Annotated in this window: 10 protein-coding genes; 2 read left to right on the forward strand and 8 right to left on the reverse strand. The window is 65.3% G+C overall.

Annotation, left to right across the window (positions count from 1 at the left end):
* Nucleotides 1–31 precede the first annotated feature (31 nt).
* From HGK27_RS17625 to HGK27_RS17645, 5 genes are all read right to left on the reverse strand, one after another.
* Nucleotides 32–1,243, reverse strand: coding sequence for a DUF445 domain-containing protein (locus HGK27_RS17625; RefSeq protein WP_206242262.1), 1,212 nt, complete (start codon nt 1,241–1,243; stop codon nt 32–34).
* A gap of 32 nt (nt 1,244–1,275) precedes the next feature.
* Nucleotides 1,276–4,521 carry an efflux RND transporter permease subunit gene (locus tag HGK27_RS17630; RefSeq protein WP_206242264.1) on the reverse strand — a complete coding sequence of 1,082 codons (3,246 nt, stop codon included), beginning with the start codon at nt 4,519–4,521 and terminating at the stop codon, nt 1,276–1,278.
* On the reverse strand, nt 4,518–5,720 hold the full coding sequence (locus tag HGK27_RS17635) for an efflux RND transporter periplasmic adaptor subunit (protein ID WP_206242266.1): 1,203 nt from the start codon (nt 5,718–5,720) through the stop codon (nt 4,518–4,520). Before HGK27_RS17635 ends, HGK27_RS17630 begins: the two co-directional genes overlap by 4 nt.
* A gap of 208 nt (nt 5,721–5,928) precedes the next feature.
* On the reverse strand, nt 5,929–6,228 hold the full coding sequence (gene sciP / locus HGK27_RS17640; RefSeq protein ID WP_068088725.1) for a CtrA inhibitor SciP: 300 nt from the start codon (nt 6,226–6,228) through the stop codon (nt 5,929–5,931).
* Nucleotides 6,225–6,665, reverse strand: coding sequence for a hypothetical protein (locus HGK27_RS17645; RefSeq protein WP_206242268.1), 441 nt, complete (start codon nt 6,663–6,665; stop codon nt 6,225–6,227). Before HGK27_RS17645 ends, sciP begins: the two co-directional genes overlap by 4 nt.
* A gap of 195 nt (nt 6,666–6,860) precedes the next feature.
* Here HGK27_RS17645 and mnmA point away from each other — a divergent pair, with 195 nt between their 5' ends.
* The gene (gene mnmA, locus HGK27_RS17650; RefSeq protein ID WP_206242270.1) at nt 6,861–8,012 is read left to right on the forward strand and encodes a tRNA 2-thiouridine(34) synthase MnmA; all 1,152 of its coding nucleotides are present in this window, start codon (nt 6,861–6,863) and stop codon (nt 8,010–8,012) included.
* A 232-nt stretch (nt 8,013–8,244) separates the two neighbouring features.
* Here the strand turns inward: mnmA and HGK27_RS17655 are convergent, their stop codons facing one another.
* Nucleotides 8,245–8,658: a hypothetical protein gene (locus HGK27_RS17655; protein ID WP_241127275.1), complete on the reverse strand. Its 414-nt coding sequence runs from the start codon at nt 8,656–8,658 to the stop codon at nt 8,245–8,247.
* A gap of 55 nt (nt 8,659–8,713) precedes the next feature.
* On the opposite strand from HGK27_RS17655, the gene HGK27_RS17660 reads away from it, so the two are divergent.
* Nucleotides 8,714–9,823, forward strand: coding sequence for a serine hydrolase domain-containing protein (locus HGK27_RS17660; RefSeq protein WP_241127277.1), 1,110 nt, complete (start codon nt 8,714–8,716; stop codon nt 9,821–9,823).
* A gap of 262 nt (nt 9,824–10,085) precedes the next feature.
* On the opposite strand, the gene HGK27_RS17665 is transcribed toward HGK27_RS17660, so the two are convergent.
* Nucleotides 10,086–11,009, reverse strand: a complete 924-nt coding sequence (locus tag HGK27_RS17665; protein ID WP_206242274.1) for a cation diffusion facilitator family transporter — start codon at nt 11,007–11,009, stop codon at nt 10,086–10,088.
* On the reverse strand, nt 11,006–11,644 hold the full coding sequence (pdxH, locus tag HGK27_RS17670; RefSeq protein ID WP_241127278.1) for a pyridoxamine 5'-phosphate oxidase: 639 nt from the start codon (nt 11,642–11,644) through the stop codon (nt 11,006–11,008). The genes HGK27_RS17665 and pdxH overlap by 4 nt, the downstream gene beginning before the upstream one ends.
* Nucleotides 11,645–11,780: the final 136 nt, after the last annotated feature.

Genomic DNA, 11,780 nt, shown 5'->3' on the forward strand with positions numbered 1-11,780 from the left:
ATCGTCCGGGAACCGCACCCTGCACTTGCAATCAGATCAACCGATCGATCCCGTGCAGGGCCAGTCCCACCAGCCCGCCGACCAGCGTGCCATTGATGCGGATAAATTGCAGGTCACGCCCCACAGCGCCCTCCATGCGGGCGGTGATGGTCCGCGTGTCCCAACGCTTCACTGTATCGGACACCAAAGAAACGATGCTGACGCCATAACGCGTGGCGATTCCCGCCAGAAAGCGCCGTGCATGACGGTTGACCATCCACTGCAGATGCGAATCCTGAGTCAGCGACTGGCCCATCTCCGCGAGACTGGCGCCGAACCCGCCCGACAGCGTGCCCTGCGGGTTCTCGGCGGCATGCAGCAGCGCCTGACGCGCCCGCAGCCACAGCGCATCGAACCATGCGGCCATGGCGGGATTGGCCAGCACCTCATCCTTCATGCCCGCCACCCGGGCCTGCATCGCCGGATCGTGGAGCAGGTCCTCGGCCAGCTGGCGCAGCGCCTCTTCCATACGGGCGCGCAGCGGGTGGTCGGGATTGACCACGCATTCGGCCAGCAGCTTGTAGAGGCCATCCAGAATGCCATTGGCCAGCGTTTCATCCAGACCGGTCCAGCGCAGGATGGTGTTGGCGCGGTCATGGATCATCTTGCGCAGCAGATCTTCATTGTCCTCCAGCGTCAGCCCGGCCCAGCGCAGCGCCGCCTCGATCACCGGGCGGTGCCGCCCATCCTCAATCGCGGCGGAGAGCAACTGCCCCAGCAGCGGCGCCAGATCGAGCTTCTCCAGCTGGCTGCGCAGCATGGTTTTCACCATCGTGCCCAGCTGCTCGCCCGCCAGCGAGTGGAGGATATCCCCCAGCAACCCCGCCGTGCCCTGCCGCAACCGCGCCTGACCGCCCCGGCTGGGGTCGATCAGAAAGCTGCCGACCAGACCGGCGAAATTCACGCCCTTCAGCCGCCGCAACACCACCTGAGGCTTGAGGAAATAGACCCGCAGAAAGCCCGCCATCGCATCGGCCAGCCGGTCCTTGTTGGCCGGGATAATCGCGGTGTGCGGAATCGGCAAGCCCAGCGGGTGACGGAACAGCGCCGTCACCGCGAACCAGTCGGCCAGAGCGCCCACCATGGCGGCCTCGGCAAAGGCGCGGGGCCATTCCCAGCCGCCATAGCCCTGCCCCATCAGATGGCGCGAGGCGAGGAACAGCGCGGCCATCGCCACCAGCAATCCGCCCGCCACCTGCCGCATACGCCTGCCGCTGTCGGCAGCGGGAGGCGGGGTCAGGGATGGGGCAGCGGCGGCGTGGATTGGGGAGATGGGGTATGCTCCTTGCCCGTGATATCCTTGAGGAAATCCTTGGCCGCCCCCCCGGTTCCGTCACGATGTGATGGATCATAGGTAAGGAAACGGCGACGCAAGGCAGGGCCTAGCCGCTTTTCCAGCCCGTCGGCAAGGCTGAAGGCGGCGGGCACGATCAGCAGGGTCAGCAGGGTGGAGAGGCACAGGCCCCCGATCACCACCGTGCCCATCGGCGCGCGCCACGCTCCATCGCCGCCCAGCGAGATGGCCGAGGGCACCATGCCCGCCGTCATTGCCACGGTGGTCATCACGATGGGCTGGGCGCGCTTGTGCCCGGCTTCCACGATGGCGTCGAATTTGGGCTTGCCGGTGGCCATCTCCTCGATGGCGAAATCGATCAGCAGGATCGAGTTTTTGGCCACGATGCCGAACAGCATCAGCATGCCGATAAACACCGACATGGAGATCGGCTGCCCGGCAATCGCCAGCGCGATCAGCCCGCCCAGCGGCGCCAGAAACAGCGAGCCCATGTTGACCATCGGCGAGACGACGCGGTGATACAGCAGCACCAGCACCGAGAAGACCAGCATGATCCCCGCCGCCAGCGCATATTGGAAGTTGATGATCATCTCCTGCTGCCACTTGTTGTCGCCATAGGCCGTGTTCGACACGCCTTGGGGCAGGTGCAGCATGATCGGCAGCTTGTTGACCTTGTCCATCGCCTCGCTCTTGATCACGCCGGGCGGCAGATCGGCGGAGATGAAGACGCGGCGTGCCTGATTGTAGCGCTGGATCGTCGTCGGGCCCGAACCGAAGGTGATATCGGCCACGCGGCTGAGCGGCACCGAATCCCCGCTGGCGGTCGGCACCGGCATGTTGGTGATGTTGGAGAGCGAGGTGCGCGCGCTTTCGGGCATGCGCACACGGATCGGCACCTGCCGGTCAGACAGCGAGAATTTCGCGGCATTCTGGTCGATATCGCCGATGGTGGCGATGCGGATGGCCTGGCTCAGCGAAGAGGTGTTCACCCCCAGGCTGGCCGCCAGATCGAGACGCGGGGTGATCACCACCTCGGGCCGCCGCAGATCGCCGTTGATGCGCGGGGCGACCACTTCCTTCAGCCCCTTCATCTGCTCGACCAGCTCGCCCGCCGCCGCATCCAGTCTGGCCGGATCGGAGGAGGACAGCATCACCTCGATGGGCCGCCCGGACGACGATCCCTGATTGCTGGAGGAGCGGAAGGTCACCCGCGCATCGGCGATCTGCTGCAGCGGCGGGGTGAGCGCGCGCTCGAACTGCGCGGTGGTGATCTTGCGATCCTTCTTCAGCGTGATGAACAGATCAGCGCGCGCTTCCTGAATCTCCTGCAGCACCTGATCGACCTCGGGTCGCTGGCCAACAAATTCCGCCACGCGATCCGCCACCGCCTCGGTCTGGGGGATGGTGGTGCCGGGCACCAGCTCGACACGCAGCTGCGTGAAGTCGCTGTTTTCATCGGGGAACATCTCGCTGGGCAGGATCATCACCCCGGCCACCGTCATCCCCAGCGCCACCACCGCAATGCCGATCATCCACACGCGGTGGTCAAGCAGCCGCGCCTTGAAGCGCGTGCCCCAGCCCAGCCGCCCGCGCAGCTCCATCACCCGCGCGCGCAGGGCCTGCGCCTTGCTCGTGTCGAGCGACCACAGCAGGATTTTCAGATAGCGCGTCATCATCGCGCCGCCGCCATGATCGCTGGTGCCATGGGGTTTGAGGATATAGGCCGCGATCATCGGCGTGATCATGCGCGCCACGGCAAGGCTCATCAGCACCGAGATCACGACCGTCAGGCCGAAATTCTTGAAGAAAGCCCCCGCCACGCCGGGCATCATGCCCACCGGCAGGAACACCGCCACGATCGAGAAGGTGGTGGCCACCACGGCCAGCCCGATCTCGTCGGCGGCGTCGATCGAGGCCTGATAGGCTGTCTTGCCCATGCGCATATGGCGCACGATGTTCTCGATCTCGACGATGGCATCGTCGACCAGCACGCCGGCCACCAGCCCCAGCGCCAGCAGCGACATGTTGTTGAGCGTAAAGCCGAACCATGCCTTCATGCACCAGAAGGTGGGGATGGCGGAGAGCGGGATGGCCACGGCGGAGACCATCGTCGCCCGCCAGTCGCGCAGGAAGAAGAACACCACCACCACGGCCAGCACGGCGCCCTCGATCATCGAATCGATCGAGCTTTCATACTGCTTGCGGGTGTAATCGACGGTGGTGAAGAGCAGCTTCACATGAACGCCGGGGTTCTCGGCCTCGATCTTGCCGATCTCCTTCACGGCATTGTCATAGACCGACACGTCCGAAGCGCCGCGCGCGCGGCTGATCGAGAAGAGCACCACCGGCTTGCCGCCGACCTTGGCGAGGCTGACGATCTCGCCAAAACTGTCCCTCACCGTGGCGATGTCGGACAGTTTCACCATCCGCCCGCCACCCAGCGAGACCTGAGTCTGCGACAGGGCATAGGCATCCTGCGCATTGGCCAGCACGCGCATCGACTGGCGCGTACCGCCGATTTCCGCGCGCCCGCCCGCCGCGTTCAGATTCAGCACCCGCAGCGCCTGATTGACCTGAGGCGCCGTCACCCCGAAAGCCTGCATCCGCAGCGGATCGAGCGTGACGAGAATCTCGCGATCCACGCCGCCCTCGCGCTTCACGTCCGCCATGCCCTCCACGCCCAGCAGGCGCTTGGCCACCGAATCATCGATGAACCACGACAGCTGCTCCTGAGTCATGTCGTCCGCCGAGACCGAGAAATAGGCGATCGGCTCGCTGGAGGTGTTCACCTTGAAGATCTGCGGCTCCATGATCCCGTCGGGCAGATTGCCGCGGGTCTGGTCGACCATGTTCTTCACTTCGGAAACGGCGGCGTTGATGTCCTCGCCCAGCTGGAACTGCACCTGCGTGCTGCTCATGCCTTCAGACGCGTTGGAGCTGATCGAATCCACGCCGGGGATCGAGCGGACCGCCGCCTCGATCCGCTGGGTGATTTGCGTCTCGATCTCCTTGGGGGCGGCACCCGGCTGGCTGATCTTGACGATCACGATGGGGAATTCGATGTCCGGCTGCTGCTGGATCTCCATCCGCGAGAAGGCGACGATGCCCATCAGCATCAGGCCGGTGAACAGCACGATCGGCACGATGGGGTTGCGGATGCACCAGGCCGAAAGGTTGCGGAAGTTCACTTGCTCGATCCTTGGGCTTGCCCCGGCTTGGCCAGCTGAGGCTGCACCGTCTCACCCGCGCTGAGGAAAGCGCCTGCCCGCAGCACCACCTTCTCCGTGCCCTGCAGGCCCGAGGCGATGGTCACGCCGCCATCGGTGATGAGGCCGATGGTCACGGCGCGGCGCTGGGCCTTGTTGCCCGGCGCGATGATGTAAACGAAACTTCCGTTGTTATCGGCCTGCAGCGCCGATTCCGGCAGCACCGGCGCATCGACCATGCCCGACTGAATCCCCGCGCTGGCAAAGCCGCCCGGGCGGATCGCCGGATCATAGGCGAGCTGAATGCGCGCCAGCCCCTGCCGCGTCGCCGGATCGATCACCGGCGAGACCTGCCAGACATGGCCGGTGTATTTCTGCGTCGTGCCCGCAGGCACCACCTGCACGCTCTGCCCCACGGCCAGATGCGCCAGATCGCTTTCGGAAAGGCGCGCGCGCATCTCCATCTCGCCATGTTCGGCAATGCGGAACAGCGTGCCGGTGCCGCCGCCCACCACCTGTCCGGGCTCGACCATGCGGTCCAGCACCAGACCATCGGAAGGCGCGACAATGCTCAGACGGCGGATGCGGGCACGGGTCTCGCCAAGGCTGGCCTGCGAGACGCGCACGCGGGCATTGGCGGCATCGCGCGTGGCGGTCAGCTGATCGATGTTGGCCTTGGAGATGAAACCGCGATCCACCAACTTCAACGCACGATCCAGATTGGACTGCGCCAGCCGGGCATCAGCCTCCGAAACCCGGACCTGCGCCTGCTGGTTGGCATCCTGCTCAACCTGCACCGAGCGGTCGATGATCGCCAGCAGCTGGCCCTTCTTCACCCAGTCACCGGCATTGACCAGCACCTCGGCCACCTGGCCGCCCTCACCCACCGAGGCGACGGGCATATCATGCTTGGCGGCCAGCACACCGGTGGCGTTGATCGTGCCCGCCACGCTGGTGCGGCCCGGGACCACCACGGTGACGACCGGCGCCTGAGCGCCCTTGTCCGCCGCCACAGGCGTGCGATGCATCGCCCACCATGCCCCACCCAGCACCGCAAGGGCGGCAACACCGCCCAGCCAGATGCGCCAGTTGCGCGCGGCAGGCGCCTGATCGCCCTGGGCCTGATCCCATTCGCCCTGCGAAGGCGCGCTTTGTGAGGAAACACTGGAATATTCGTTCATCGATGCACCGCCCCCGGAAAGATGGGCTTGGCCATTCTTTCCCTCAATCTGAGTGGCGTATTACATGACTAAGGCACTCTGGTAAAGCGGTTAGCGACGGGCTTTCGGCAAAGCCCTCAACGCAACGGCCCCAAACGCAAGAGGCGGGTGCGGGGACCTGTCGCCCCGCACCCGCCTCATGCCTGTTCCTCCCTTTGGATAAAGGGATTCAGTACTTCTGCTGGCGCTCGTAGAGATCGCGGTAGTGCTGGATGCGCGTCACGCGCAGGCCCTGCATGCCCGAACGGTCCACCGCCCGCTGCCAGGACGCGAATTCCTCCAGCGTCAGGCTGTAGCGTTCACAGACCTCGTCGATGGTCAGCAACCCGCCATTGACGGCCGCCACCACCTCTGCCTTGCGGCGCACAACCCAACGCGTGGTCGATGCTGGCGGCAGTGACTCGATGGTCAGCGGCTCGCCGAGTGGCCCGATCACCATGGCCGGACGGATCTTTTGGTTCTCGATCATTTCAGTCCTCGATTGCCGGAAGGGAAGAGGCCGGCAACAGTCATATCTTTGCCAGATGTGTTTTTGCGATCGGCTGAAGAGGTAGGGTTAACGGTCTGTGACACTTTTCCCTCCTCCCGGCCCAAGGCTGCGTTCCCCGTCAGCCGGTTAGCCGCCGCCTCGCTCCAGCCGGGCGGCCCGGCTGATGATTCAGATGTAAACCCGGCCAGCGCCCGCGCCGTGGGCTCATGAAAGCTGCCCGAGGCGGAAGGGAACATGAAGCCCCCTTCCCCGCCGCCGAACTCGGCCTCAACGCCGCCGTGGCGCTGAAAAGCATGGGCCGCCGCCAGCCGTGCGGCCAGCTCGGACCAGTCGAGGCGGGCGGGAAAAAGGCGACGCGCCAGTCCCGAATCGCCGGACAGATCTGCCCATGTTTTGGAATCGAATGTCATATCCATAGGCAGCCTTCTAACCTGCCTTGGTAAAGACGATGTCAAAGCGCGCTTTACACTTGTTTGAGAATGGTTAACGCCGAACAACCTTCCTTGCCAAACGGCAAGATTTGGCGGCATTCCCCTGCCGCTCCACCGCCATTTCCGGCAGAAAACCGCCGCTTTTTGCGAAAAATGCCGCTTGGGTGTATGGGAGCGGCCATGAACGCCCCCACCAGCACCCTTTCGCTCGACCATGGCGAAATCTTCCAGCTTTCCCAGCCGTTTAACGCGCGCCGCATCGTTGTGGCCATGTCAGGCGGAGTCGACTCCTCGGTGGTGGCCGCTCTGGCCGCGCAAAGCGGCGCCGAGGTGATCGGCATCACCCTCCAGCTCTACGACCATGGCGAGGCGGTGAAACGCAAGGGCGCCTGCTGCGCCGGAGACGACATCCGCGACGCCCGCGCCGTGGCCGACCGGCTCGGCATTGCGCATTATGTCTTCGACCATGAATCCTCCTTCCGTGAATCGGTGGTCGAGGGTTTCGCCAATGACTATATGGAGGGGCGCACCCCCATCCCCTGCATCCGCTGCAACATGGGGCCCAAGTTCACCGACCTCTTCGCCATGGCCCGCGACCTTGGCGCCGATTGCCTCGCCACCGGCCACTATGTGCGCCGCGTGATGGGCCCGGGCGGGTCCGAGCTACACCGTGCCCTCGATCCCGCGCGTGACCAGTCGTACTTCCTCTATGCCACCACGCAGGCGCAGCTGGATTACCTGCGCTTCCCGCTGGGCGGCCTGCCCAAGACGCAGGTGCGCGATCTGGCCGAGCAGTTCGGCCTGCGCGTCGCCGCCAAGCCGGATTCGCAAGACATCTGCTTCGTGCCCGATGGCGACTACGCCAGCGTCGTACGCAAAATCCGCCCCGATGCGGACACGGGCGGCGCCATCGTCCATGCCGAAACCGGTGCGACTCTGGGTCAGCATAAGGGCGTGATCCACTACACCGTCGGCCAGCGCCGGGGTCTGGAAATCGGCGGTCAGGCCGAGCCGCTTTATGTGGTGGGCATCGATGCGGGCCAGTCGCAGGTGCTGGTCGGCCCGCGCGCGATGCTGGCGGTGGGCGCGGCGCGGATTACGGAGACGAACCGCATCGGGCCTCTGCCCGAGGGTGTGGCCCTGACGGCCAAGGTTCGCTCTCTGGCCAAGCCGGTGCCGGTGGTGCTGGACAGGCCTCTGGGCGATGGGGCCGATACGGTGATCCGCTTCCAGACGCCCGAATATGGTGTGGCGCCGGGGCAAGCGGCAGTGATCTATGCCGGGGACCGCGTTGTCGGTGGCGGGTGGATCGATGAGACGATGAAGAACTGAAGAAGTGAATGCGAGGGTCATAACCCTCGCGCTCCCTTTAATGTCTACGTCGCGCCACGGGTTCGGCCTTAGGGCTAACGTCGCAGCGCCGCAGGCAGGAAGTGGCTTTTAAAGCCTGCGGCGCCTGAGGTGGCGCAGGTGGAGAGGTCAAGCGCAAGGATCGGGCGCCACTGCCCATGAGCCGGAAGACGGAATGGGAGCGCGAGGGGGTAACCCCCTCGCATTTCCTTTTTTAACTCCCCCAAGCTTCCAGAACACACCCCGCGCCCGGCTTCAAAGTCGCGGTCTGGCGGGAAAGCAGCAACACCCGCGCCGTCACGCTCTTCGCAGTCTCATCGCTGGAAATGGTCACCATGCCCATGCCCGGCTCGAAATCGTCGCGGCACTGGCTCAGCGGGCGTCCTTCGATGAAGTGACAGGCGCAGGCCACGCGCGCACCCACCGATGCACCCGTCACCGCATTGCCGTGAACCGAGGGCCAGAACCATGCCAGCACCGCCAGACCGATCACCAGAAGCAGCGCGATGATTCGCCCCGTCCAGCCGCGCCACAGCTGGGTGACATCGGGGCGCCATTGGCTCAGGCGGCGCAGGATTCGGGTGATCTGGGCCAGGAGGGTGATATGTCTGGGCTTTATGGTTGCCATTGGCTCTGGCCTTGCGCATGGGGTGGGGCCCATGGTGATGCGCCCTCGATCTTGGATGTCCCTTATCGCGCCGCTGGCGCTGCTGCCAGCCCTGATGGCGTGCCATTCACAGGGGCAGGCGCCGCTGCCGCCCGAGGCGCTGGCGGCGGTGAACGATCACCCCGGCGCCCCGCGAGAGGCTCTGGCCCGCGCCGTGGACGCCCTGTTCACAGAGCGTGATCTGGGCGAAACCCGCGCGGTGCTGGTGATGTACAAGGGCCGCATCGTGGCCGAACGCTATGCCCCCGGCTATGGCCCGGACACGCGGCTGATCGGCTGGTCGATGTCGAAAAGCGTGACGGGCGTGCTGGTCGGCCTGCTGGTGGCCGATGGGCGGCTGCGGCTCGACGAATCGCTCCCCGTGCCCGCGTGGCAGCGCCCCGGCGATCCGCGCGGCGAGATCACGCTGCGCCAGCTGCTCCAGATGCGCTCCGGCCTGCGCCACCGCGAATCGGGCGATCCGGTGCGCGATACAGACACCGTCCGCATGCTTTTCACCGACGGGCGTGACGATATGGCCGCCTATGCCGAGGCCCAGCCGCTGGAGCATGAGCCCGGCAGCACCTGGGTCTATTCCACCGCAACGGCGATCATCCTCTCCGACATCGCCACCCGCGCCCTGACCGACAGCCGCGATCCGCGCATCCGCCGCGAGACCATGGCCGATTATCTCCACACCCGCCTGTTCGAGCCTTTGGGCATGCATTCGGCGGTGGCGGAATATGACGCGGCGGGCACGCTGGAGGGCGGCAGCATGATCCACGCCACCGCGCGTGACTGGGCCAAGTTCGGCGAGTTTCTGCGTCAGGGCGGCACCGTGCAGGGCGCCCGCATCGTGCCGAGCGACTGGGTGAGCTTCATGACCACCCCCTCGCCGCGCAATCCGGGCTATGGCGCGCAGATCTGGCTGAACCGCCCGCAGGTGGATGGGCATAGCGAGTTGCTTCCGGGGCGCGCGCCGAAGAACCTCTTCGCGGCGATCGGGCATCTGGGGCAGTATATTCTGGTCTCGCCCGATCAGCAGCTGACGGTGGTGCGGCTGGGCAAATCCTCCACGCAGGAGCGCGTGCCCCTGATGGCCCGGTTGGGGGATATCGTGGCGCTTTATGTCGGGTCTGAGGATTGAAGGTTTTGAAGGGTGGAATGCGAGGGTCATAACCCTCGCGCTCCCTTTAGTGTCTGCGTTGCGCTTCGGGTTCGGCGGCAGAGCAAGGTTGCAGGCAGGAAAGTAAAGCCTGCGGCGCCTTTAGTGGCGCAGATGGATAGCCTGAGCGCAAGGATCGTGCACCGCTGCCGCTTCGTCGGAAGACGTCATGGGAGCGCGAGGGGGCGTTTTGTTGGTTGCATGTCTCAAGAGACATGCTCTAGGCCCCTCGCATCTTCTCCCTTCAAATCCCCTTCAGAATATCCTCGGCCATTTCCCCGCTTTGCCCCACATGGCCTTCCGGATCGGGGTGAATCAGGATTTCCACATCGGGGAAATGCGTTTTCAGCTTGGCCTCGATCTCGTCCATCACCTTATGGGCGTGAGTCACCGTCATGTTCCCGTCGACCCACACATGGAACTGCACGAAATCCTGATTGCCACTGGTGCGGGTGCGCAGATCGTGGACGCCGCGCAGTTCGGGATGCATGGCCAGCACCTCGATAAAACGGGCCTTTTTGTCCTCGGGCCATTCGTGGTCCATCAGCTGCTCGATGGCTTCCTGACTGGCCTTCCACGCGCCCCAGCCCAGCCACAGGGCGATGCCCAGACCAAACAGCGGATCGGCGCGGGTGAAACCGGCATATTGGTCCAGCGCCAGCGCAACGATCACCGCGATGTTGAGGATCAGATCCGACTGATAGTGCAGATGGTCGGTGGCAATGGCGATGGAGCGCGTGCGCGCCAGCACATGGCGCTGCCACGCCAGCAGGGCCAGCGTGCCAACGATCGCCACCGCAGAGACGATGATGCCCTCGCCCGCCTGCTCGCTGCGGCCGCCTGCAAACAGCTGCTGCACCGAGTGAATCGCCAGCACCACGGCGGAAACGCCGATCAGCACCACCTGAAACAGGGCGGACAGCGCCTCGGCCTTGCCGTGGCCGAAGCGGTGGTTGTCGTCCGCCGGTTGGCCCGCCACCCAGACGCCCGCCAGCGTCGCCACCGAGGCCACCAGATCGAGCGCCGTATCGGCCAGACTGCCCAGCATCGCCGCCGAGCCGGTGGACCATGCGCCATAGCCCTTGATCGCCACCAGCACGCTGGCCATGGTGATCGAGGCCAGCGCGGCGCTGCGGTTCAGCGCTGCGGGATCGTGGGTCTCGCTCATGGATAGAGCAGGCTGCTGGTCCAGCCGCCGTTTACACGGGTGAAGCGGCGGCGTTCGTGGAGGCGGAAGGCGCGGTCCATCCAGAATTCGATGGCGGTAGGGGTCAGGCAGAAACCGGTCCAGTGAGGCGGGCGCGGCACGGGGCCGATCAGATGGCGCGCGGTCACCTTGGCGATGTCAGCAAGGAAAGTCGCGCGCGATGGCAGCGGCGCCGACTGGTCACTGGCCAGCGCACCCAGCTGCGAATCGCGGCTGCGGCTGGCGAAATAGGCGTCGGCCATGGCGTCGGGCACCTGGGTAATCGTGCCCTCGATGCGGATCTGGCGGCGCAGGCTCTTCCAGTGGAACAGCATCGCGGCCTTGGGATTGGCCAGCAGCTCGCCGCCCTTGCGGCTGTGGGTGTTGGTGTAGAAGACAAAACCGCCGTCCGGCCCCAGCAAATCCGGCCCGTGATCCTTGAGCAGCACCATCCGCACCGAGGGAAAGCCATCGGGCGTGGAGGTGGCCAAAGCCACGGCTTCAGGATCGGCGGGTTCGCGCTCTGCGGCGAGAGCGAACCACTGGTCGAACAGGGTGAAAGGGTTGTCCCGGGCGATTTCCTCGCCCTGTTCGCTCTGGTGCTGGCTGGCGTCCACGCTGTGTCTTCCTGTTGCGGCGGAGCCCCCGGCGTCCACCTGTGCCCCTTGAGGCCTCGCATTAAACGGGTGGCTCCGGCATGGAAAGGCAGAAAGGCCCATTCCACAACGCGCTATCTTGCAGCTTGGCCTTCAC

The organism is Novosphingobium terrae, assembly GCF_017163935.1.
Taxonomy (GTDB): domain Bacteria; phylum Pseudomonadota; class Alphaproteobacteria; order Sphingomonadales; family Sphingomonadaceae; genus Novosphingobium; species Novosphingobium terrae.